Origin of the sequence: Desulfocurvibacter africanus subsp. africanus DSM 2603 (assembly GCF_000422545.1) — a bacterium.
Classification (GTDB): domain Bacteria; phylum Desulfobacterota; class Desulfovibrionia; order Desulfovibrionales; family Desulfovibrionaceae; genus Desulfocurvibacter; species Desulfocurvibacter africanus.
Map to the genome: position 1 here is coordinate 98,277 of NZ_KE383874.1, position 22,806 is coordinate 121,082.

Annotated in this window: 17 protein-coding genes and 1 riboswitch; of the genes, 8 read left to right on the forward strand and 9 right to left on the reverse strand. The window is 61.6% G+C overall.

Translation table 11 applies throughout. From position 1 onward, the window contains the following. Positions 1-15: 15 nt before the first annotated feature. On the reverse strand, positions 16-951 hold the full coding sequence (locus H585_RS0119830) for a PP-loop family protein (RefSeq protein ID WP_027369116.1): 936 nt from the start codon (positions 949-951) through the stop codon (positions 16-18). A gap of 235 nt (positions 952-1,186) precedes the next feature. Between H585_RS0119830 and H585_RS0119835 the strand changes: the two genes are divergently transcribed. After that, positions 1,187-1,378: a hypothetical protein gene (locus tag H585_RS0119835; RefSeq protein ID WP_027369117.1), complete on the forward strand. Its 192-nt coding sequence runs from the start codon at positions 1,187-1,189 to the stop codon at positions 1,376-1,378. 206 nt (positions 1,379-1,584) lie between these two features. On the opposite strand, the gene H585_RS0119840 is transcribed toward H585_RS0119835, so the two are convergent. Then, entirely contained in the window at positions 1,585-1,782 is a 198-nt protein-coding gene (locus H585_RS0119840) for a ubiquitin family protein (protein ID WP_005987986.1), read from the reverse strand. A gap of 227 nt (positions 1,783-2,009) precedes the next feature. Between H585_RS0119840 and H585_RS0119845 the strand changes: the two genes are divergently transcribed. The 6 genes from H585_RS0119845 to treY all read left to right on the forward strand — a co-directional run bounded on the left by H585_RS0119845 (position 2,010) and on the right by treY (position 12,579). Then, a complete protein-coding gene (locus H585_RS0119845) occupies positions 2,010-2,390 on the forward strand; it encodes a response regulator (RefSeq protein WP_005987984.1) in 381 nt (126 codons plus the stop codon). 92 nt (positions 2,391-2,482) lie between these two features. Beyond that, entirely contained in the window at positions 2,483-3,139 is a 657-nt protein-coding gene (locus tag H585_RS0119850; RefSeq protein ID WP_027369118.1) for a site-2 protease family protein, read from the forward strand. A gap of 24 nt (positions 3,140-3,163) precedes the next feature. Then, the gene (gene trpS / locus H585_RS0119855) at positions 3,164-4,156 is read left to right on the forward strand and encodes a tryptophan--tRNA ligase (protein ID WP_027369119.1); all 993 of its coding nucleotides are present in this window, start codon (positions 3,164-3,166) and stop codon (positions 4,154-4,156) included. 1,343 nt (positions 4,157-5,499) lie between these two features. Next, positions 5,500-7,359 (forward strand): malto-oligosyltrehalose trehalohydrolase, encoded by a 1,860-nt coding sequence (treZ, locus tag H585_RS0119860; protein ID WP_027369120.1) that lies wholly within the window; start codon positions 5,500-5,502, stop codon positions 7,357-7,359. 1 nt (position 7,360) lies between these two features. Further along, positions 7,361-9,787: a DUF3536 domain-containing protein gene (locus H585_RS0119865; RefSeq protein ID WP_027369121.1), complete on the forward strand. Its 2,427-nt coding sequence runs from the start codon at positions 7,361-7,363 to the stop codon at positions 9,785-9,787. After that, positions 9,787-12,579, forward strand: a complete 2,793-nt coding sequence (gene treY, locus H585_RS0119870; RefSeq protein WP_027369122.1) for a malto-oligosyltrehalose synthase — start codon at positions 9,787-9,789, stop codon at positions 12,577-12,579. The genes H585_RS0119865 and treY overlap by 1 nt, the downstream gene beginning before the upstream one ends. A 1,050-nt stretch (positions 12,580-13,629) precedes the next feature. On the opposite strand, the gene ribB is transcribed toward treY, so the two are convergent. Further along, positions 13,630-14,283 carry a 3,4-dihydroxy-2-butanone-4-phosphate synthase gene (ribB, locus tag H585_RS0119880; RefSeq protein ID WP_027369124.1) on the reverse strand — a complete coding sequence of 218 codons (654 nt, stop codon included), beginning with the start codon at positions 14,281-14,283 and terminating at the stop codon, positions 13,630-13,632. 252 nt (positions 14,284-14,535) lie between these two features. Continuing rightward, positions 14,536-14,687: riboswitch (FMN riboswitch) on the reverse strand. 191 nt (positions 14,688-14,878) lie between these two features. On the opposite strand from ribB, the gene H585_RS0119885 reads away from it, so the two are divergent. Continuing rightward, positions 14,879-15,082, forward strand: coding sequence for a hypothetical protein (locus H585_RS0119885; protein ID WP_014261305.1), 204 nt, complete (start codon positions 14,879-14,881; stop codon positions 15,080-15,082). Between the two features lie 132 nt (positions 15,083-15,214). Here the strand turns inward: H585_RS0119885 and H585_RS0119890 are convergent, their stop codons facing one another. The 6 genes from H585_RS0119890 to murC all read right to left on the reverse strand — a co-directional run bounded on the left by H585_RS0119890 (position 15,215) and on the right by murC (position 22,803). Continuing rightward, complete coding sequence (locus H585_RS0119890) at positions 15,215-16,882, reverse strand: radical SAM protein (protein ID WP_027369125.1); 1,668 nt, start codon at positions 16,880-16,882, stop codon at positions 15,215-15,217. Between the two features lie 234 nt (positions 16,883-17,116). Then, a complete protein-coding gene (gene ftsZ, locus H585_RS0119895) occupies positions 17,117-18,355 on the reverse strand; it encodes a cell division protein FtsZ (protein ID WP_027369126.1) in 1,239 nt (412 codons plus the stop codon). A gap of 66 nt (positions 18,356-18,421) precedes the next feature. Continuing rightward, positions 18,422-19,648 carry a cell division protein FtsA gene (ftsA, locus tag H585_RS0119900; protein ID WP_005987962.1) on the reverse strand — a complete coding sequence of 409 codons (1,227 nt, stop codon included), beginning with the start codon at positions 19,646-19,648 and terminating at the stop codon, positions 18,422-18,424. A gap of 59 nt (positions 19,649-19,707) precedes the next feature. Continuing rightward, positions 19,708-20,535, reverse strand: a complete 828-nt coding sequence (locus H585_RS0119905) for a cell division protein FtsQ/DivIB (protein ID WP_014261310.1) — start codon at positions 20,533-20,535, stop codon at positions 19,708-19,710. Then, the gene (gene murB, locus H585_RS0119910) at positions 20,532-21,422 is read right to left on the reverse strand and encodes a UDP-N-acetylmuramate dehydrogenase (RefSeq protein ID WP_027369127.1); all 891 of its coding nucleotides are present in this window, start codon (positions 21,420-21,422) and stop codon (positions 20,532-20,534) included. Before murB ends, H585_RS0119905 begins: the two co-directional genes overlap by 4 nt. 16 nt (positions 21,423-21,438) lie before the next feature. After that, positions 21,439-22,803, reverse strand: coding sequence for a UDP-N-acetylmuramate--L-alanine ligase (murC, locus tag H585_RS0119915; protein ID WP_005987955.1), 1,365 nt, complete (start codon positions 22,801-22,803; stop codon positions 21,439-21,441). Positions 22,804-22,806 lie beyond the last annotated feature (3 nt).

The window sequence follows — 22,806 nt, forward strand, 5'->3', positions numbered from 1 at the left end:
TCAAGCGCAGGGCGCTCACGACTCGATCTGTGTCGCCGACTGGTTCTGCCGGCGCGCCTGCACGCGCCTGCGCACAAGGCAAACTCCACAGATTTCGCCCGAGGTGGGCGAGCCGCACTCGCCGCACGGCGACAACTCGACGCCGGACTCGCGCTCCAGAGACTGGAAAGCCTTGCGGCCGCTCTTCAGAAAGCCGTCATAAAAGTGGATCTTGGAGCCGGGGCTTTTTTCCTCCAAGGTTTCCCACAGGGCCTTGTGGCTGGTGAACGAAGCGCCTGAGCTGTAGGGACAGGGATCCACGCCATAATCGATGCCGCGCAAAAAGCTGTAGGCCGCGGTTTCGAACTCCGTGAGGCGGTACAGAGGCTTGACCTTGCGCGCAAAACCCGAGTCCTCGGACAGGGTCGGCCCCTGGTCGCTCAGATAGGCCGCGTCCCAGCGCAGGGTATTGGCGAACAGCCTGGCGACTTCATCGTCCAGGTTGTGGCCCGTGGCCAGGGCGGTAAAGCCATGTTCAAGGGCAATGCGGTTGAAGTAGTGACGCTTTATCTTTCCGCATACGGAACATATCGGTCGGCTGATGCACTCTTTCACTTCGGGAATTGCCAAGCCTTCGGCTGGCATGTCCGCGATCATGAGCTTGAAACCATGCTTTGCGCAAAAGCTCTCGACCAAGTGTCTTGCCTGTTCCGATGATCTTCCTATGCCTAAATATACGTGCAAACCTGTTACGTCGTAGCCTTGATCAGCAAGCTCATACATGAGCGCGAGTGAATCCTTGCCTCCGGAAAGAGCTACAAGGATCTTATCTTGCGGCCCAAACATGCCATGCTTCTTGATAGCCCGCTCGATCTGGCGACGAAAGTAGAGAAAGTAGCACTCCCGGCAAAAACCTGTCGTATGGCTGGGCAGGGCGACCTCGGCCTCTTGCCGGCATCGTCTGCATTTCATGCGTTTAGCTCTCCGACGCGATCAAGCCTTATGGCCTCGATCGCGATATGGTTACGGTTCTTGCGCAACTGCGCAAAAAGGGACTACCAGGGGACATTCCGTACAGTGTTAACTATCTCCAGGACATGCGTGAAGCGAGGCCAGGCGGGGGTTGCGGCGGGTTGGAACGGCCGTTGCTATTAAGAAGCCGAACGGAAACGGCATGTTGCCAAATCCGAAACCCCAAGGAGAATGCATGCCCAACACGCTTCTCATTCTAGCCCTCGCCGCGCAAGCCAGCCTGTTCATGGCATGGCTGACGGCAACGGGAGCCTTGGGGAGCTTGACCACGCTCGCACCTTCCCCTGCCTATCACGCCATGGCGCACACCTTGCGCCGCAGGCGGCTTGTCCTGGGCAGGCCATGCGGGATTTCTGGCCGGCGCTGAGCGCCCTGCCGATCCCGTCCGCATACAATCACACCTCATCCTCCCCGCCTCGGCCCGTCTTCCTTAAACAGGAAGGCGGGCTTTTTCTTTGGCAACCTGTTGCAAAACAGGCTGTGCGGGTCGGGACGGCCCGCCGGTGCGAAGCAACCGTCCGTAATGGTTCAGCTTCGCTCAATCAAGACGAACTTTTCAATAATCTGTTTAAGTTAGCCGCTGGAGCGAACCGAGCGCACCACGATCTCGTCGCCGTCCTTGAGGTGCAGGTCCGGCGTGAGCAGCCGCCCCTGGCGGATGACCAGCACCGAGTTGACCTTCTCGTCCAGGCGGTGCAGAAGCTGTCGCACCGTGTTCAGACGTTCGAAATGGAGGGTTGCGCCTCCGGGCTCGCGACGGATTGTTATCATTTTCTTGCCCTGCCTTGTGACTTCATCTTACGATACGCCAACTGTTCCGTGGGAAGGCCGTTTGTACCTTCCCTGCGGATCGGCGGCAAGCAGGCAGGCGAAAACCGCCATGATGGTTGCCTTGCGGCCGACCCTCTTTTAGGATGAAAAGCTGACTCAATCGCGGCAATCGCCTGCGGCATGCCGTATCCATGCGCAAGCCGAGCCTGGAGGCCCGGGAGGCAAAAATGAGCGAAAAGAAAGTGCTGGTAGTCGACGACGAGAAGCATATCCGCATGCTCTACCAGGAAGAATTGGAGACCGAAGGGTACACCGTGGCCACATCCAACGGGGAAGAGGACATCCTGGAGGTCATCGAGCGCGAGAATCCTCAAGTGGTCATACTGGACATCAAGCTCGGCTCCAATCGTTCGGGCTTGGACTTGTTGCAGGAGATCCGCAGCCAGGACCAGGAGCTGCCGGTTATCCTCAGCACGGCATATGATACTTTTCAGCACGATCTCAAATCCATTGCCGCCGATTACTACGTGGTCAAGTCCGTGGATTTGTCCGAACTCAAATCCAAGGTCGATCTGGCCATGCAAAAGGCCATGGCCCGCGCCAAGTAGGCCGGGCGCCATGAAGGCCCTACCTCGGCCGGTCCCCAGACGGGATCGGCCGATTTCCTTCTTGCCCCGAACATAAGGTCGTGCTAGCCGCTATGCCCATGCCGCATTTCGATATTGCTCAAATCATCAGGGAGATCGCCCTCCTGGCGGTGCCCTTTCTTCTAGCCATCACCTGCCATGAAGTTGCCCACGGGTATATGGCCTACCGCCTGGGCGACCCCACGGCCAAGCTGGCGGGCAGATTGACGCTCAACCCCCTCAAGCACCTTGACGTGCTGGGCACCCTGGTGCTGGTCGTCACGCGCATGATCGGTTGGGCCAAGCCCGTGCCCGTGGATTCGCGCTACTTCCGCGACCCGCTCAAGGGCATGATGTACGTGTCCCTGGCCGGACCGGGCGCCAACTTCGCCTTGGCCATCATCTTCGCCCTGCTCTTTCATGGGCTCAACGCGCTCTTCGGCGGCCGGCCCCTGGGCGAGGTAGAGCTCATGTTCATCGAGCCCCTGGCCAACATCTTCTACCTCGGCGTACAGATCAACCTGGTGCTCGGCCTGTTCAACCTGCTGCCCATACCGCCCATGGACGGCAGCGGCATCCTGGCCTACTTTCTGCCCCGCACCGCAGTGGCGCAATACCTGGCAGTCGGACGCTACGGATTCCTCGTAATCATTCTGCTCGCCGCCACCGGGATGCTCGGTAAGCTACTTTGGCCGCCAGTGGCCTTCTTCATGAAGATGCTCCTGTTCTAACCCGCCGCACAAGGACCTATAACGATGATTCAAGCTGCAAACCGCATCGTCTCCGGCATGCGCCCTACCGGGCCGCTCCATCTGGGCCACTATTTCGGCGTGCTTCTCAATTGGCTCCAGATGCAGCAGGAGCACGAGTGCTTCTACTTCGTGGCCGACTGGCACGCCCTGACGACCTCCTATGACGAGCCGCGCAAGATCAAGGGATTCGTACCCGAATTGGTCAAGGACTGGCTGGCCTCGGGGCTCGACCCCGAACGCTGCGTCATCTTCCAGCAGTCGCAGATCAAGGAGCATGCCGAGCTGCACCTGCTCCTGTCCATGCTCACGCCCGTGGGCTGGCTGGAACGCAATCCCACCTACAAAGAGGTCCGCGAGCAGATGCAGAAGGACCTCTCCACTTACGGATTCCTGGGCTATCCCGTACTCATGTGCACGGATATCATCATGTACAAGCCCAAGTGGGTGCCCGTGGGACAGGACCAGCTTCCGCACCTGGAACTGACCCGCGAAATCGTGCGCCGCTTCAACCACTTGTATGGCGACTATTTTCCCGAACCCGAGGCCAAGCTCACCGAGTCGGCCAAACTGCCGGGGCTGGACGGCCGCAAGATGAGCAAGTCCTATGGCAATGCCATATATCTCAAGGACCCCATGGACGAGATCCGGTCCAAGGTCATGAGCATGCTCACGGACACCAAACGCATGCGCCTCAAGGACCCCGGCAACCCGCCCGACTGCAACCTGTACCCGTACCTCCAACTCTTCGAGAAGCAGGACTACCTCAAGGAAGTCTGGGATGGTTGCATTAACGCCACGCGTGGCTGCGGCGACTGCAAGAAACGTCTGGCCGTGAGCCTGGCCGAGTTCCTTGAGCCCCTCCAGGCCCGCCGCGCCGAATACGACCGCAACCCGGACTTGGTCCGGGATGTCCTGCGCCAAGGCGACGCCAAGGCCAGGGAAATAGCGCAGCAGACCATGGCCAATGTAAGGACCCTGCTCAACTTCGACTTTTAGAGCAGATTGCCTTTAAGACGCCCGCTCCGGCGTTGACGGCGCAAGTGAATTGCGCCTACGCCTATGCGGCGGCAAGCCATGCCGGCGCACGGCTTGCAGAGCATTTTCAAAAGCAAAATGCTCTAACCACAAGTTTCAGCCCCACATCGAGCAATCTGATCGCAGGCCCCTGCCGGAATTCCGGCAGGGGCCTGCTTGCATCTGTGCGGTCTCTTAGAGCCCGTCTCCTTTCTCGGTTTGGTTCATGCAATAAACCGAGCCTACCGAGGTATATGGGGACGGGTCCATCCCATTAGATTGCTTTTAAGACGCCCGCTCCGGCGTTAACGGCGCAAGTGAATTGCGCCTGCGCCGAAGCTAGCGGCAAGCCATGCCGACGCATGGCTTGCAGAGCATTTTCAAAAGCAAAATGCTCTAAAAAAGCAACCAATACGACATACGCAGCATGCTCCGTATGGACCTTGCGGATTTTTATTCTGTTTCGTCTTTACGATGATTTACTTTTTCTTGAATCTATTTCATATTGACTTTCAAATAGGCAAAAAAATGAACGTCTTGCTTGCCTTCCTTTTCGTGCTGGCAGGTCCAGTCCCAGCTCTTGCGGCACAGAGTGCCATAAGCCGTAGCTTTTGGGGCAACTGGCAGTCGGGGCGCGGATTCTTCCTCTTTCTTTTTCTGGGCTTTATCATCGTCTTTTTCGCCTGCCTTCTGATCAAGACGGATTCCAGCAGCAGGCAGTCCAAAGGACCGCCGCCATTTTCAGTCGGCACCAAGTCTGGTCCTTCCGGCACTCCGCCCCCTGGCGGCCGTAAGCCAACCCCTTCAAAACGCCCGGACACTGGGCCCGCTCGCCCACTCACCCCCGCCCAGGCGAAAACATCCGGCCAAGCAAAAACATCCGGTCGAGTGACAAGATCCGACCGAGATGCTACTCCGCGTTCAGGTCGGGCATCCCCGGCTTCAAAGTCTCGCCGCTAGGCTTTGTCCTTGAATATTGTGGGCAGAATCCTGCTCAGCTCATGCGCCCACCGCCAGGCAGTGGCGTCCCTTGCCCGCAAAGGCAGGAAGCCGAATTTCCTTAGAGCAGGTTGCTTTTAAGACGCCCGCTCCGGCGATGACGGCGCAAGTGAATTACGCCTACGCCTACGCGGCGGCAAGCCATGCCGATGCATGGCTTGCAGAGCATTTTCAAAAGCAAAATGCCCTAGTCGCCAAGCCCGTCCCCTCTCGTAGACCTGAAAACTTGCCCAGCCCGCAACAGTCCATGGTGGCCTCTACCTCCATTACTATTCCTTGGCTAATCGATCCTTTGCTTTTCTTCCAGGCTCGCCTATGCAGTAACCATGGGCAAGTGTTCTTCACCCTCCATACGCAGGCGCATAGGCGCCTGGCTCCTGCCGGGCTGCGGATGCCGGTTCACGGTCTGGGCCCCGGCCCGGGACGCAGTGCGCCTGCGCCTGGTGGATTCGGGCCGCAGCGTGGACATGCTCAAAGACGAGCAGGGCTACTTCACGGCCGAGATCGCCGATCTGGCTCCTGGCGCGCTGTACCTGTACGACCTGGGACAGGACGGCCTGCGCCCTGATCCGGCCTCGCGCTTCCAGCCCGAGGGCGTGCACGGCCCATCCATGGTCGTTTCATCCGCGTATGACTGGGACTGCGACACCTGGCAGACTCCGCCCCTGTCCCGCTGGATCATATACGAACTGCATGTGGGCGCGTTCACGCCCGAGGGCACCTTCGACGCGGCCATCAAACGCCTTGACCATATCGCGGAACTCGGCGCGACCTGTGTGGAAATCATGCCCGTGGCCGCCTTCTCGGGTTGCCGCAACTGGGGCTACGACGGGGTCTATCCCTTTGCCGTGCAGGCTTGCTACGGCGGGCCGGACGGCCTGAAGCGCCTGGTGGACGCCTGCCACGCGCGCGGAATGGCCGCGGTGCTCGACGTGGTCTACAACCATCTGGGTCCCGAGGGGAACTACCTGTCGCTGTTCGGCCCATACTTCACGGACAAGTACCACACGCCCTGGGGCCTGGCGGTGAATTTCGACGGCCCCTGGTCCGACGGCGTGCGCGAGTATTTCTTCGAAAACGCCCGGCAGTGGTTCGAGGAGTTCCGCTTCGACGGACTGCGCCTGGATGCCTGTCATGCAATCTTCGACCAGAGCGCCGTACCCTTCCTGCAGGAGTTGGCCGAACGCACGGCGAATCTGGCGGATGAGTTGGGCTGGCCGTGCGTACTCATCGCCGAATCGGACCAGAACAAAACCCGCACCATCTTACCCGTGGCCGAAGGCGGCCTGGGCATGCAGGCTCAATGGGCGGACGACTTCCACCATGCCCTGCACACCCTGCTCACGGGAGAACGGGAAGGTTACTACGAGGATTTCGGCCAGATCAGCCAGTTGGCCACGGCCTATGAACAGCCCTTCGTCTACTCGCGGACCTACTCGACCTTCCGCCAACGCACCCACGGCAGTTCGGCCGCCGGATTGCCTGGCGAACGCTTCGTGGTCTGCGCCCAGAACCACGATCAGGTGGGCAACCGCATGCTCGGCGAGCGCCTGTCCACGCTGATCTCTTTCGAGGCCTGCAAGCTTGCCGCGGCCGCCCTGCTCCTCTCGCCCTTCGTACCGCTCCTGTTCATGGGCGAGGAGTTCCTCGAGACCAATCCGTTCCTCTACTTCGTGAACCATGAGGATCAGGCCTTGAATACGGCCGTGCGCGAAGGCCGCAGGAAAGAGTTCGAGTCCTTCCGCTGGCAGGGCGAGCCGCCCGATCCGGTAGCCGCCGCGACGTTCGAGCGCTCACGCCTGGACTGGGCCAAGATTGAAGGCGATTACAACAGGCATACGGCCATGCTTGCCTTTTACCGCCGCCTGACGGCCCTGCGCGCGAGCGAGTCGCCGCTCATGCGTCTCGCCCCCTGGGCCGTGCGCACTCTGTGGTCCGAGAAGGGACGCTGGCTGTATCTGCTGCGGTCAGCGGGCGAAAAGGAAGCCTTAATCTGCCTGAACTTCGCCACCGAGGAACGCCAGGTGAGGCCAGAGCTGACCGACGGATGCTGGGACCTGGTTTTGGATTCGAGCGATCCGACCTTTGCCGGCCCCGGCTCATCCCTGACCGCCTGCCTCACGCCGGGCGAGACGTTGCGCTTGCCGCCCGAAAGCGCCTGTCTCTTCATCAAAAAAAGGGAGTAGCATGGAAAAATACATCTGCATCCATGGCCACTTTTATCAGCCTCCACGCGAGAATCCCTGGCTGGAAGAAGTGGAGTTGCAGGATTCGGCCTATCCCTATCATGACTGGAACCAGCGCATCACAGCTGAATGCTATGCGCCAAACACGGCCTCGCGCATCCTGGACGGCGAGCGGCGCGTCATCGACATCGTCAGCAACTACTCCAAGATCAGCTTCAATTTCGGCCCCACCCTGCTGACCTGGATGGAGCGCCACGCCCCCGACATCCACGCAGCCATCATCGAGGCCGACCGCCTGAGCCGCGAGCGGTTCGCGGGCCACGGCTCGGCCCTGGCCCAGGTCTACAACCATATGATCATGCCGCTGGCCAACGAGCGAGACAAGCAGACCCAGGTGGAATGGGGCATTCGTGATTTCTTCCACCGTTTTGGCCGCGATCCCGAGGGCATGTGGCTGCCGGAAACCGCCGTGGACCTGAAGACCCTGGAAATCCTCGTGGACCACGGCATCCTGTTCACCATCCTCGCGCCCAACCAGGTTGCCAAGATCCGCCGCAAGGGCGCGGAAAAATACAGCGACGTAAGCGGCGGCCGCGTGGACCCGACAACCCCTTACATCTGCCACTTGCCCTCGGGCCGCAACATCGTGCTGTTCATCTATGACGGGCCGATTTCCCAGCAACTTGCCTTCGGCGATATGCTCGAGAGCGGCGAAAACTTCGCCGCGAGGCTCATGGGCGCCTTCAACGACGAGCGCGACTGGCCGCAGCTCGTGCATGTGGCCACGGACGGCGAGACCTACGGCCACCACCACCGCTCGGGCGACATGGCCCTGGCCTATTGCCTGCACCACATCCAGGCCAACAAGCTGGCCAGGCTGACCATCTATGCCGAGTACCTTGAGAAGCATCCGCCCCAGCACGAAATCGAGATCTTCGAGAATTCGGCCTGGAGCTGCGCCCACGGCGTGGAGCGCTGGCGTTCGGACTGCGGCTGCAACACGGGCATGCACCAGGGCTGGCACCAGAAATGGCGCAAGCCCCTGCGTGATTCCCTCAACCACCTGCGCGACTCCATGACCCCGCTCTATGAGAGCGAGGCGGGCAAGCTGTTCAGCGACCCCTGGAAGGCGCGCAACGAATACATCGAAGTGCTGCTCGACCGCACGCCCGAGACCATGACCGCCTTCGTGGACCGCCAGGCCGGGCGTGCCCTCTCGAGCGAGGAACGCATCGAAGCCTTGCACCTGCTGGAGATGCAGCGCCACGCCATGTTCATGTTCACGAGCTGCGGCTGGTTCTTCGACGAGATTTCGGGCATCGAGACCACGCAGGTCATGGCCTATGCGGCACGCGCCATACAGCTCCTCAAGGACACGACCCACGTCGACCTGGAGGACCGCTTCAAGCGCGGCCTGGCCGCGGCGCCCAGCAACATGGCCGAGTTCGAAAACGGGGCGAAGGTATACGAGCTGTTCGTCAAACCGGCCCGCCTGGACCTGGGCCGGGTGGGCGCGCACCTGGCCATATCCTCCCTGTTCCATGAAGACCTGGCCGATATCCGCGTCTACTGCTTCCGCGCCGAGACCGGCGATTTCGAGAAACGGGCCGCCGGGAACCTGCGCATGGCCATGGGCCGGACCAGGGCCTGGTCGACCATCACGCTGAACGAAAGCTCCATGGCCTTTACCGCCTTGCACTTCGGCGGCCACAGCGTGGCCTGCGGCGTGTGCCAGGAGCTGCCCCGGCAGGACTTCGAGGCCATGCGCGCGGACATGAACAAAGCCCTGCCCCTGGGCGACGTGCCGGAACTCGTGCGGCTCATGGAAAAGCACTTCGACGGGAGCATCTACTCCCTGACCCATCTGTTCAAGGACGAACAGCAGGCGGTCATCAACCAGATCCTGGACACGACCATGGCCGAGGTGCGCACCGATTTCGCCCGCGTGCTGGACCAGAACTTCACCACCATGAACTACCTGTCCGAGGTACACCGGCCGCTGCCAAGGGCCCTGACCAGCGCGGCCGAGGCCGTGCTCAACGACGAATTGCACGCGCTGTTCTCCAGCGACACGGTGGATCTCGGCAAACTCGATCGCGTCGTCACCAACCTGAAGCGCTGGAAGATCCCCTTGGATAAAGCAGGGGTCGGGCTCGTCGCCGAGAAGCACGTCACAAAGACCATGGAGCGGGCCGCCCAGGAGCCGCACGACACCGCAGCGCTCGCGACTTTGAAGAACCTCCTGGAGTCCTTGAACCGCCTGCAACTGGACCTCAACCTGTGGAAGGCCCAGAACACCTACTTCACGCTGTACCGCACGGTCTGTCCGGCCATGAGCACGCGCGCCGCCGAGGGCGATCCTTCGGCACAGCGCTGGCTGGACACGTTTACGGCCCTGGCTCCGCTTTTAAGCATCAAGGTGGCCTGATGCACGAACCCGTTGCCACCTACCGCCTGCAGCTCACTCCGGAGTTCGACTTCGCCGACGTGGCCAAGGTCCTGGAGTACCTGGCCAGGCTCGGGATAAGCGACATCTACGCCTCGCCCGTGTTCAAGGCCAAGCCCGGCAGCCAGCACGGCTACGATGTGGTGGACCCAGCCGGCATCAATCCCGAGCTGGGCGACATGCAGGAGCTGGAATCCCTGACACGCAAGGCGCGCGGCCTCGGACTCAGCTGGATCCAGGACATCGTGCCCAACCACATGGCCTACCATAAGGCCAACAGCATGCTCATGGACGTGCTGGAGAGCGGCCCCAATTCATCCTATTACCACAGCTTCGACATCGACTGGCACCACGCCTACGAGCCCCTGCGCGGCCGGGTTTTGACCCCGTTTCTGGGCAAGATGTACGGCGAAGCCCTGGAGGCGGGCGAGATATCCCTGCGCTACGCGAGCAGCGGCTTTCATGTTGCCTATTTTGACCACGAATATCCCCTGGCCATCGAGACCTACGCCGACGTGCTGGACCCGCTGCTGCGCCGCTTCGGCAAGAGTGCGGGCAAGGATTCCCACGACTACGTCAAGCTCCTGGGCTTGTCCTACGTGCTGCGCACCCTGCCTTCCATCGAGGAGGCGGCCGAACGGCGTGATCAGGTGCGCTTCGTCAAGGAGTTGCTGGCCGAGCTGCATGCCGGCAACGCAGCGCTGCGCGCACTGCTGGACGAGGAAATCGCCAAGCTGAACGGCGAGCCTGGCAACCCGGAAAGCTTCAATCGCCTGGACGATCTCCTGAAACGGCAACACTTCCGCTTGTCTTTCTGGAAGGTGGCCACCGAGGAGATCAATTACCGCCGCTTCTTCAACATCAACGAGCTCATCTCCGTGTGCGTGGAAGACCAGGACGTGTTCACCTCCACCCACGGGCTCATTGTGGACCTGGTCCGCCGAGACATTGTCCAGGGCCTGCGTGTGGACCACGTGGACGGGCTGTTCGATCCCGAAGGCTACCTCAAGCGTTTGCGGCGTTTCGCCGACCAGGCCTATATCGTGGTGGAAAAAATCCTCCAGTTCGGCGAGGAGCTGCCCGAATCCTGGCCCGTGGCCGGCAGCACTGGCTACGACTTCATGAACATGGCCGGCGGTGTGCTCTGCGCCACGGGAAACAAACGACGCTTCGAGCGCATATACGCCCGATTCTCCAACATGAAGGAGGATTACCAGGAGCTGGCCGCGCTCAAGAAACGGCTCATCATCGGCAAGGAGATGGGCGGCGACGTGGACAACCTGGCCCGACTCATGAAGCGCGTGAGCGGAAGCCTGCGCTACGGCAGCGACATCACCATGTTCGGCCTCAAGTGGGCCATTGTGGAGGTCCTGGCGCGCTTTCCGGTCTACCGCACCTACATCAGCCCAGCGGGATTCACGGATCTCGACGGCGCGTACATCCGTGAAGCCATAGGTCGGGCGCGCAAGCATCTGCCCACGCACCGCTTCGAGCTGGATTTCATCGAGGATTTCCTGCTCCTGCGCCATTACGACAAGCTGCCCGACGAGGAGCGCCGGGGCTGGATGGAAGTTGCCATGCGCTTCCAGCAACTCACGGGGCCGCTCATGGCCAAAGGCTTCGAGGACACACTGCTCTATAACTACAACCGCCTTGTCTCTCTCAACGAGGTCGGCGGAAGCCCCGAGCGCTTCGGCGTGACCTTGAACGAGTTCCACGCCTTCTGTCGCGAGCGGGCCGAAAAATGGCCCCTGACCATGAACTCCCTGGGCAGCCACGACGCCAAGCGCGGCGAGGACGCCCGTGCACGCATCATGGTCCTCTCGGAGCTTCCGAGCGAGTTCGATGCCCGACTCAAGGCCTGGCAACGCGCCAACCGCAAGGCCAAGACCTCCTGGCAGGGCGAGCGCTACCCGGCCGAGAATGACGAGTACTTCCTCTACCAGACGCTTGTGGGCAGTTATCCCTTGGAGCCCAAGGCGGTTGAGAGCTATCTTCCCCGGCTCAAGGACTACTTGCTCAAGGCCGTGCGCGAAGCCAAGGTCCACACGACCTGGATCGATCCCAACGAGCAGTATGAACAGGCCTTGCTAGGTTTTGCCGAAGCCATCCTGACCCCCTCGGACGCCAACCGCTTTCTGCCCGATTTCCTCGATTTCCTGCGCCAGGTGGCCTTCCATGGCCTGTTCAACACCCTGACCCAGACGCTGCTCAAGATCACCGCGCCGGGCGTGCCGGATTTCTATCAGGGGTCGGAGCTGCTGGATTTCGCCTTCGTGGACCCGGACAACCGCCGGCCTGTGGATTACCCGGCGCGGGCCTATGCCCTGGAGGCCATCGTCTCGCGAACCGAGCGCGATGCCGAGAGCTTGGCGGCCGAGCTGCTGGACGCCATGCACGACGGCCGGATCAAGCTTTTCCTCGTCCAGCGCGCCCTGGCCGCGCGAAAGGCCCACGCAGACCTGTTTCGCCATGGGGCCTATCTGCCGCTCAAGGCCAAGGGAGAGCATGGCGATCGGGTCATCGCCTTTGCCAGACACCATGATGAGCACGGTTGGGCCATCATAGCCGCGCCGCGATTCCTCACGGGCGTGGTCCAGCCTGGCAGCCTGCCCCTGGGCGATGTCTGGGCGGGAACGGAGCTGATCTTGCCCGAAGGAGCACCTACGGCCTGGCGCGAGGCCATCACTGGAAGGCCCATGCAGACCGCCGGCAGCCTGCTGTTGGCCGAAGCTTGGCGGGCTTTTCCAGGCGCGCTGCTCCTGCCGGTTTGAACGGTACAAGCATAGAAATTTGCCTTTATTAAGAGCCATGTATGGACCCGGCCCCGATGGGAGGAGCCATGAAATCCGCCGAGTTTGAACGTCTCTGGGCCGCCATAGAGCCCCTGCTACCCAAGGAGCGGCCAAAACCCAAGGGTGGGCGATCGCGCGTGAGCGACTAGGATGTCCTGCGGAGCATTCTCTTCGTCCTGGAGACAGGCACCCCTTGGGCGTGGCTTCCCAAGGAGATGGGCTGCGGCTCGGGCATGACCTGCTGGCGAAGGCTCAAACAGTAGCAGGCACACGGCATCTGGGACAAGCTGCACGGCATTTTGCTCTCCACGCTCAATACGGCGAACTGCTTCGACTGGCAGCGCTTCTCCATCGATTCGGGTTCCGTGCCTTCCCCCAGAGGGGGCCAATAGACAGGACCGAGCCCGACCGACCGAGGCAAACGGGGCACCAAGCGCCATGTAGTCGTAAACGGCCACGGCGTGCCGCTTGTGTGCCTGACTTTAAAGTTACTCTGAAACGTGCTTTATATATATTTCATATACAATAGAAATCGCGGTGAACCAGGTAGCGAGTTTAGAAGATTTAGTCACTATATCTTTAGCTTTATCAATGAAGTTTTTTGAATTAATTCGCTTATAAGTAAATTCTTGGATAAAATATGATACCATCAAAAATAACCATGAAAATATAAATATTTTAAAAAATAGCATAGCTCAATCTGTCTTTACTTTCAGACAAATATAAAAATTTACATGCCCATAATTCTTATTTAGCCTTGTGCTTAAAAGACTAAAATTTATGTAATCTCCAGATATCATAAACGCATAAGCTTATGCCTCCATATCATTTTTCTTACATTATAAAACAAAAAACTTATACTTGCTTCTAAATTGCAACCATGGGCTTACCACTTAGATCACCAATAGTACTTTCGTACTACACAGGCCCATAGATATATGAGGGCAAGTGGAGTCTTGTTCGAACAGAGCCCTTGCGATTGGGGTACGAGGAGGGCAAAGCCCTCCCCACGTTCCGCTATACCGCTGCTTACTGCAGCCCCGGCTCCAGCCTGCGCCGGTATTGCACCAGGGCCTGCACCGTCAGCACCGGCAGGTCATGCAGCCGGGCAAAAGCCCTGATCTCGGGCAGGCGGGCCATGCTTCCGTCAGGATTGGTCAGTTCGCACAGAACGCCGTACGGCTTGAGCCCAGCCAGGCGCATGAGGTCCACCGTGGCCTCGGTATGCCCTTCCCGCTCAAGCACGCCGCCCGGACGCGCCTGCAAAGGGAACATGTGCCCCGGTCGATTGAGGTCTTCCGGCTTGGCGTCATCGGCTATGGCCGCCCGCACCGTGGTCAGGCGGTCGCGGGCCGATACGCCCGTGGTCACGCCCACGGCCGCCTCGATGGTCACGGTGAAGGCCGTGCCGTAGCGGCTCGAATTACGGTCGACCATGGGAGGCAGATCAAGGGCGCGCACCTTCTCCTCCGGCAGACACAGGCAGACGATGCCGCTGCATTCGCGGATGAGCATGGCCATCTGCGCCTCGGTGAGATGCTGGGCTGAAAAGATCAGATCGCCTTCGTTCTCGCGCTGCTCGTCATCGACGACCAGCACGCCCCGACCGTGACGCAGGGAGTCGAGTGCCTGTTGCACCTGCTCGAAGGAGTGGCCAAAACGATTTTGCAGAGTCTGATTCATGGTAATGCTCCTGTGCAGCGGTTGCTTACCAGAATCAGGGCGCGGGATGAGACAGCACGCCGGTGCGCAATATACGCACCAGCAGCCTCGCGCCGACAGAACGCCGGCGGCGGGGATGCCACCTGTCATGAGCAGATTGCTTTTAAGACGCCCGCTCCGGCGTTGACGGCGCAAGTGAATTGCGTCTACGCCTACGCGCGGCGGCAAGCCATGCCGACGCATGGCTTGCAGAGCATTTTCAAAGCAAAATGCTCATACCCTCTTCCATCCGGACTGTGACCGTCGGCCCTGGCTTCGCACCAGGTCTGCTGACCTTCCTCCACTCTGGAGAAAGCGCTCGCGGGCTCCCCGGCTCGTGCCGGGATACCGCCGGTGGGGAATTTCACCCCGCCCTGAGGATAAGTTCGCGCAGTTTATGCCATTTGCCGACTGCCTTCAACAGGGAGGCACGGGCCGGCGGCATTTCGCACCAAAGCGAGTCCAAGGGAATCAGCCCGACGGGCAAAGGCAGCCTGCTCAGGCACGGCAATCTATTGCCTCCCGCCGCGGCTCGTGTATGCTCGTAGGCTCTATGATAAACCTTGAAGGAGGGGCCATGCTCAGGGTCTATCTACGCAACCTGACCACCGGCGAGGAAGAGAGCGTTCCGGACGAAGAGTTCCTGCTCTGGGAAGGCAAGATCAGTTCCGAGCAGTGGGAGGAGATCCAGGAGGGCGATGAAGTGCTGCTGGCCCAGACCCACGGTGAGACCGATTGGGAGCCTGAGCCGCTGTTCGAGGTCGTGGCGCGGGACGAATAAGGCCCGTTAGAGCAGATTGCTTTTAAGACGCACGCTCCGGCGCTGACGGCGCAAGTGAATTGCGCCTGCGCCGAAGCAAACGGCAAGCCATGCCGACGCATGGCTTGCAGAGTATTTTCAAAAGCAAATGCTCTAAGGAGTGGCCGAGAAGACTCCGCACAACTTGCAGTGCTCGCAGCCCTCGGGCGGACAGGGCGGCGTGTTGCGCTCTTCCTTGTAGCGCTGCCACTCGCGCCACAGGTGTTCGCGGCCCACGCCGGGGTCCACGACCTCCCAGGGGAAGGCCTCGTGCTCACCACGCTCGTGGTCCAGTACGGATGAGAAGTCCGCGCCCGTCTCGCGCAGGGCCTTGCGCCAGCCGCCCAGGCGCGCGGCAGCCAGCAGAAAGTCGAAAACCTCGGGCCCGCTACGCGACAAATAGCCTTGCAGTCGCGCGCCAAAGGGCGAATCCGCCGAAATCTTGAGCCCGCGCAGCGGCTTGGCCATGACCTTGATCCGCGCAACTACTGCGTCGAGGTGCTCTTCCGTGGCCATGGGCGCCCACTGGAATGGGGTCCAAGGCTTGGGCACAAGCTGCGAAAGGCTCAGGGTGATCAGCTCCAACCCCTTGCTGCGCTTGCCCTTGCCCTCTTCCCGCGCGCGCTGGATATCTACAAGAAACCGCCCGAGTTCCTCGTAATCCTCGTCCGTCTCGCCGGGCCAGCCTACTATACAGTAAATCTTCAGGTGATTGACCGTATACTCGGAGCACAAGCGTACGGCATTCAGGAAATCCTCCTCGCGCAGCCGCTTGTTGGCTGCCTTGCGCAGCCTGCGGCTCGGTGCTTCCAGGGCCAGCGTGATGGTGCGCAACCCGCTGTGGCGCAGGAATTTGAGGAAATCCGGGGTCACGCCGTCGGCGCGAATGGAGGACAAGGAGAACTTGGTGCCGCGCTCCTTGAGCCAGGACAGAAAGTCCATGAGTTGCGGCCAGTCCGTGAGCGCCGTGCCGACCAGACCCACCTTGGGAGGATTGGCCGCCTGCACGATGGTCTTGAGATCTTCCAGTTCGGCGTGACGAGGCGGGCGGTAGATGAAGCCCGCGGCGCAGAAGCGGCAGCCGTAAGGGCAACCGCGGTTGACCTCCAGCAGGAGCATGTCCGCGAACTCGGCCTTGCCGCTGATGAAACAAGAGTAAGCCGGATCGTCCAAACGACGCCCGCCGCCGGCTATGGCCCGGCGCACGGGAGTGGGACTGACTCCCGGCACCCATACGCCCGGGTCGGCCGCGACCTCGCGCAGGAACTCCTGCTTGGGTCTGCCGGCCAGGGCCGCATGGCGCATGCGCTCCATGATCTCAACCAAGCCCGCTTCGGCCTCTCCGACCCAAAACAGGTCCACGCAAGGCGCAATAGGCGTGGGATTGAGCCAGGCGAGCGGGCCGCCCGCCAGCACCAGCGGCCAGTCCGGACGGTCCACGGAATGGACTGGCACGCCTGCCGCCTCCAGGGCGCGCAAGACCGCCGCGAACTCCTCCTCGAAGGTCAGGCTCAGGGCGATGCACGGGAAATCGGAAAGCGGCGCGTCCGAATCAGCCGAGACCGGGCCCGCGCCGTGGCTGTCTTCCAGAAAGAAGCGCTCCACGGCGAAATCCGGCCGCGTGGCCAGCATGCGGTACACGGCTTGCCAGCCCAGGCCGGACATGGCGAAGCGCTCCGGGCCGGGAAAGGCCAGGGCCACGGGCAGCCGCCCCCCTCGTTCGGGAACTCGCGGCTGCTGACGGCCAAGGTAGAAAAAATCGCTCCCGGATTGCTCACTCATGGCCGGAGACTACCTGTCCGGCCGAACGGACGCAATCCGCCGTTAGAGCATTTTGCTTTTGAAAATGCTCTGCAAGCCATGCGTCGGCATGGCTTGTCGCCCCGCAGGCGTAGGCGGAATGTAATTCCGCCGTCAACGCCGAAGGGAGCGTCTGAAATGCAAAATGCTTTAAAGGGTGGCACGAAGATGGTTTCGCCCATCTCCGTGCCATATGGCTGTCTATGCAAGGCGGGCCTAGTCGGCCTGCTTGCGAATGAAGGCCGGGATCTCGAACTCCTTGTCGGACTCGTCTTCATCGAAGATGAAATCCTCATCCGCGCTGGCGGCCTTGCTCCTGGCCATGTGCGTTTCGGGCTGATCCTTGCCGGAGTACCCCACGCGCACGAAGGTCGGGATGTTCAGGTCCTCCGGCGACAAGCCGGAGGCGGAAGCCATGCGCGGCTTGCGCGGGCGCAGGCTTGGGGCCTGGCGCAACTGGGTGACCTTGTCCTTGTCCTGTGCGGGCGCCGTCGGCATCTCTTTCTCGATGCCCGTGGCGATGACCGTGATGCGCATCTCGTCGGTAGCGCTTTCATCGAAGACCGTGCCGAAGAAGACCTGCGCATCCTCGTGAGCCGCGCTCTGGACCGTGCTGGCCGCTTCGCTGACTTCGTCGATGGTCATATCCGGGCTGCAGGTGATGTTGATGAGCACGCCCCTGGCGCCATCGATGGACACATCCTCCAGCAGCGGGCTGGTGATGGCCTTCATGGCCGCTTCCTTGGCCCGGCCCTCGCCGCGGGCGATGCCGGTGCCCATCATGGCCAAACCGGATTGGCCCATGACGGCCTTCACGTCGGCGAAGTCCAGGTTGATAAGGCCATGGATCATGATCAGGTCGGAGATGCCCTTGACCGCATAGTACAGCACCTCGTCGGCGCGCTTGAGCATGTCCAGGAAGCTGGCCTTCTTGGAGGCGATGGACAGCAGGCGGTCATTGGGGATCGTGATAAGCGAATCCACCTCGCTGCGCAGCTCGCGAATGCCTTGCTCGGCGGCCATCAGCCTGCGCTTGCCCTCAAAGTAAAAAGGCTTGGTGACCACGGCCACGGTAAGGGCCCCGGCCTCCCGAGCGGCTCTGGCGATGACTGGAGCGGCGCCCGTGCCCGTGCCGCCACCCATGCCCGCGGTGACGAAAACCATATCCGCTCCGTCGATGACTTCGCGGATCTGGTTGATGGATTCCTCGGCCGCCTTGCGGCCCTTCTCCGGATCGGCTCCCGCGCCCAGGCCCCTGGTCAGGGCGTCGCCGAGCTGCAACTTGAACTCGGCCTTGGAGCGATTCAGAGCCTGAATATCCGTGTTGGCGGCCACAAAGGACACACCCTTGAGCCCCGACTCGATCATGTTGTTGATGGCGTTGCCGCCACCGCCTCCCGCGCCGATCACTTTGATCTGCGCCGTGGACTCGCAGACGATCTCAAGCTTTTCCATGGCATCCTCCTCTGTAGCATGAGCGGCTCCCTACAGCCGCTGCATTATCGCTAGCGCTTCCGTGTACTACTTGATGTCCGTGAACCACTTGCGCATCCTGCCCAGGATGCGGTTGAACACATTGGCGTCCCTGATGCGAAAGCTTTGCCCAGCCCCTTCCTTTTCGGCTCCGTAAAGCAGCAGGCCCACTGCCGTGGCGTACATGGGGCTATCCACCACATCCTTCAGGCCGCCCACATTGCGCGGATAGCCGATGCGCGTGGGCAGGTTGAAGATCTGCTCGGCCATCTCCTGCAGTCCCTGAATGAGCGAGGTGCCTCCCGTAAGCACCACGCCCGCGGCGATGGAATTTTTAAAGCCCGAGCGAACGAGTTCCTGGTCGAGCAGCATCAGGATTTCCTCCACGCGCGGCTCGCATATCTCGGCCAAAACCTGGCGCGAAAGCTTGCGCGGCTCGCGGCCACCCACACTGGGCACCTCGATGATCTCGTCGCCGCGCACCATCTCCGCCAAGGCGCTGCCGTACTTAACCTTGATCTTCTCGGCTGCGAGCATGGGCGTGCGCAGGCCGAAGGCAATGTCGTTGGTGAGGTTGGATCCTCCCAAGGCAAGCACCGCCGTATGCTTGATGGCGTCATTGGAGAAGATGGCCAGATCGGAGGTGCCTCCGCCCAGGTCGATGAGCGCAACGCCGATCTCACGCTCTTCCTCGGTGAGTATCGCCTTGGCCGAGGCCAGGGACTCCAGCGCGATATCGGCCACATCCAGGCCCGAGCGGTGACAGGAACGCACGATGTTCTGGGCGCTGGTGACAGCGCCCGTGACGATGTGCACCTTGACCTCCAGGCGTACGCCGGCCATGCCCAAGGGGTCGGCGATACCGCGCTGGTCGTCCACGATAAATTCCTGGGGCAGGATGTGTATGACCTCGCGGTCCAGCGGGATGGCCACGGCCTTTGCCGCGTCGATGACCCGCTCCACGTCCTTGGCCGCAACCTCGCCGCCCTTCACCGCGATGACGCCGTGGCTATTGAAGCCTTTGATATGACTGCCGGCGATTCCCGCATAACAGGAGCGTATCTCGCAGCCGGCCATGAGCTCCGCCTCTTCCACGGCCTTCTTGATGGACTGGACGGTCTGCTCGATGTTGACCACCACGCCTTTGCGCAGGCCGTTGGACGGGCATGTTCCCACCCCCACGATATCAACGCCGCTCGGTGTCGGCTCCCCCACCACGGCGCAAATTTTGGTGGTCCCGATGTCTAGGCCGACTAAGAGCTCGGATCTGGCCATTGGGTCTACTCCTCAGAATTCCTCATGACATACTTTCCGTTTACCGCTTGCACTTACGCTCACAGTCCAAGGCCGGGCATGGTCACCCAGACCTTGTCGCCCCGAGAGCGCATGCCCGTGACCCGGTCACGCTCGCCCCGCTTGCCCAGGTCGGCCCAGACAAGGGCCATGCGCGCAAGGCCCTGCCGCCAGTCGTCGAGCTCGGTGGCCAGCGTCAAGCCCTCGGCATCCAGCCGCACCAGAAGCCCACGCTCCGGATCGGCCGTAATCATGGCCACCTGCTGCATGCCGAAAAAAAACTCGTTATGCTGTGCCCTCTCCACCAAGGACTGCAACTGGTCATAAAACCGTTCCGCGCCGGGCCGCACTTCCAGCACAGGCAAGGAAGCGAAGCGCTCGGAAACCAATTCCTCAATGGGACGGCCGTCCGAACCGGCGTAATACAATGTTTTGCCCTGCCGGACCCAGAAGGCGGCCTGCCGCTCGCGCAGAATAATGCGCAGGGCGTCCGGCAACTCGCGGCGGATGGAAACCTGCTTGACCCACGGGTTCGCCGCCAAGCGCGACTCCATATCGCTTATGTTCAGGGCCAATACATTCTGACCCAGGCTCACACTCGTGAGGGCCACCACGTCGGATACGCTGAGCCTCTGACTGCCTTCGATCGCCACGCTGCGCAGCGTGAAGTACGGATGGCTGGTTACGGCCCGGTAAGCAATGAGCAGTAAAAGGCCTACGCCAGCCATGGATGCCACGAGCAGCGAACCCACGATCACGCGGCCGAGCTGTATTCTGCTCCAGCGCAACACGTCACCCGGGCGCGCATCGCGGAACAAATCGCCGAGCAGCCTGCGCCGGCGTTGCCTGGGCAGCAGGAGAGCGCTCATCCGACCACCTTGACTTCAAGCTCAAGCGACACGCCGAACAGATCGAGCACCTTGGCCCAGGCCTCCTCCAGAAGCTCCAGGGCCTGACCCGCAGTGCCTCCGCCGTAGTTGGCCAGGAAATTGGCGTGCAGCTCCGAAAAGCCCATGCCGCCGAGCCTGCGGCCGCGGAAGCCTGCCTGGTCGAGCAGGCGGCCGGCGCTGTTGCCCTCGGGATTCTTGTATACGCAGCCAGCCGTGGCCAGAGTAATGGGTTGGGAAGCCTTCTTCCTGGCCAGATTGGCGCGCATGGCCGACCGCACGGCCTCGCTTGTGCCGGAAGTCAGGACCAGCTCAACCTCAGTGACGATGAACAGCCCGCTCTCTCCATGGTGACGCGGCTTGAAGTGTCGGTAGGCGCAGTCATACCCGTCTGGAGCAAGCCATACAAGGCCTCTCTCGGGCGTCCAGATGCGCGCGCGAGTCATGGCCTGGCAGAATGATACGCCGTAGGAGCCCGCGTTCATGGCCACGGCGCCGCCCACGCTGCCGGGAATGCCCGCCAACCCTTCCAGACCCGACAGACCATGCCGGGCGGCCCAGCCCAGCAGGAGCGGCAGGCGTACGCCGGCGCCGCAGCGAACCAGGATTTTGCCCTGGACCTCGCCCACGACCTCGGGGCCCTGCTCGAATTGCGGCCGGACCAGCAGCAGATCGAGCTCGCCGTCCTTGGCCAGCAGGTTACTCCCCCAGCCGAGGACCAACGGACGTCCGCCCAAGCGCGCAAGTTCTCCGGCCAATCGGTCGAGCCCGGCTTCGCTGCCCACGCTGATCTCGGCCAGCGCGCGGCCGCCAAGCCTCAGGGTCGTGCGCTCGCTCAGGAGCGGTCCTTTGCCGATGATCAAATCCATGCTGCTCCGGCTCCGCCTAGGCCTTGTCCAGATAGTTCTGGCCCACTTGCCAAATATTGCCCGCGCCAAGGGTCAGAAGCACGTCTCCGGGCCTGAGCAGCCCAGGCAGGGCGGCTTCCATTTCCTCGAAGTTCGGGAAGAAGCTCACATCCACCTTGCCGACCTGACGGATGCCCTGCGCCAGCGACAGGCCGCTCACGCCCGGAATGGGCGCCTCGGACGCCGCATATATCTCCGTGAGCAGGAGCACGTCGGCGACGTCGAACACCTTGCAGAAATCGCCGAACAGGGCCTTGGTGCGCGTGAAGCGATGGGGCTGGAAAGCCACCACGAGCCTGCGCTCGGGATAGCAATCCTTGGCCGTGGCAAGGGTGGCGCCGATCTCGGCCGGGTGATGGCCGTAATCGTCCACCACCAGGATTCCGCCCTTCTCGCCCTTGATCTCGAAGCGCCGCCCAACACCGCCGAACCTCTCCAGGCCCTGAAGGATGGCCTCCTTGGGCAAACCTGCTTCCAGGGCAACGCCGATGGCGGCCATTGAGTTGAGCACGTTGTGACGGCCGGGTTTGTTGAGCACCACATCGGCCCAATATTCCTCGTCCACGTAAAGTTTGAATATGCAGCGCTCCTGGCAGCTCGTGATCTCGCCGCGGATGCGGTTTCCCGGGCGCAGGCCGTAGGTCATGATGCGCCGCCGGATTCCCGGAAGGATGCGTTCGACGCCGGGATCGTCGCCGCAGACCACGTTCACGCCATAGAAAGGCACCTTGTTCATGAACTCGGTGAAGGCCCGGTCGATGGCCTGCTGATCCGGGTAAAAGTCCAGGTGGTCGGCGTCCACGTTGGTCACGATGGTAATAATGGGCGCAAGCACGAGGAACGAGCCGTCGGACTCGTCGGCCTCGGCGATGAGGTACTCGCCCTCGCCCAGATAGGCGTTGGCTCCCCAGGAATTGAGCCGCCCACCGATGATGACCGTGGGGTCCAGCCCTGCTGCGGTGAATATCTCGGCCAGCAGCGAGGTGGTCGTGGTCTTGCCATGGGTGCCGGCCACGGCGATGCCCGTGCGCAGGCGCATGAGTTCGGCGAGCATCTCGGCCCGTGGGATAACCGGAATGCCGAGCCTGCGCGCTTCCTGCACCTCGGGGTTGGTCTCGGGTACGGCCGTGGACTTGACCACCACATGGGCGTTGCTCACGTTGGATGCGCCGTGGCCAAGGAAAACCTCTGCGCCAAGATCCTTGAGTCGCTTGGCCGCGGCGTTCATGGACAGGTCCGAGCCGGTCACTGCGTAACCGAGGTTCAGGAGCACCTCGGCGATACCGCTCATGCCCGAGCCGCCAATGCCTATCATATGAATGTTCTTTATGGTGTTCTTCATCTT

Coding starts and splice junctions, on each gene's coding strand:
- H585_RS0119830 (WP_027369116.1), bottom strand. CDS start 951: ATGAAATGCAGACGATGCCGGCAAGAGGCCGAGGTCGCCCTGCCCAGC.
- H585_RS0119835 (WP_027369117.1), top strand. CDS start 1,187: ATGCCCAACACGCTTCTCATTCTAGCCCTCGCCGCGCAAGCCAGCCTG.
- H585_RS0119840 (WP_005987986.1), bottom strand. CDS start 1,782: ATGATAACAATCCGTCGCGAGCCCGGAGGCGCAACCCTCCATTTCGAA.
- H585_RS0119845 (WP_005987984.1), top strand. CDS start 2,010: ATGAGCGAAAAGAAAGTGCTGGTAGTCGACGACGAGAAGCATATCCGC.
- H585_RS0119850 (WP_027369118.1), top strand. CDS start 2,483: ATGCCCATGCCGCATTTCGATATTGCTCAAATCATCAGGGAGATCGCC.
- trpS (WP_027369119.1), top strand. CDS start 3,164: ATGATTCAAGCTGCAAACCGCATCGTCTCCGGCATGCGCCCTACCGGG.
- treZ (WP_027369120.1), top strand. CDS start 5,500: ATGGGCAAGTGTTCTTCACCCTCCATACGCAGGCGCATAGGCGCCTGG.
- H585_RS0119865 (WP_027369121.1), top strand. CDS start 7,361: ATGGAAAAATACATCTGCATCCATGGCCACTTTTATCAGCCTCCACGC.
- treY (WP_027369122.1), top strand. CDS start 9,787: ATGCACGAACCCGTTGCCACCTACCGCCTGCAGCTCACTCCGGAGTTC.
- ribB (WP_027369124.1), bottom strand. CDS start 14,283: ATGAATCAGACTCTGCAAAATCGTTTTGGCCACTCCTTCGAGCAGGTG.
- H585_RS0119885 (WP_014261305.1), top strand. CDS start 14,879: ATGCTCAGGGTCTATCTACGCAACCTGACCACCGGCGAGGAAGAGAGC.
- H585_RS0119890 (WP_027369125.1), bottom strand. CDS start 16,882: ATGAGTGAGCAATCCGGGAGCGATTTTTTCTACCTTGGCCGTCAGCAG.
- ftsZ (WP_027369126.1), bottom strand. CDS start 18,355: ATGGAAAAGCTTGAGATCGTCTGCGAGTCCACGGCGCAGATCAAAGTG.
- ftsA (WP_005987962.1), bottom strand. CDS start 19,648: ATGGCCAGATCCGAGCTCTTAGTCGGCCTAGACATCGGGACCACCAAA.
- H585_RS0119905 (WP_014261310.1), bottom strand. CDS start 20,535: ATGAGCGCTCTCCTGCTGCCCAGGCAACGCCGGCGCAGGCTGCTCGGC.
- murB (WP_027369127.1), bottom strand. CDS start 21,422: ATGGATTTGATCATCGGCAAAGGACCGCTCCTGAGCGAGCGCACGACC.
- murC (WP_005987955.1), bottom strand. CDS start 22,803: ATGAAGAACACCATAAAGAACATTCATATGATAGGCATTGGCGGCTCG.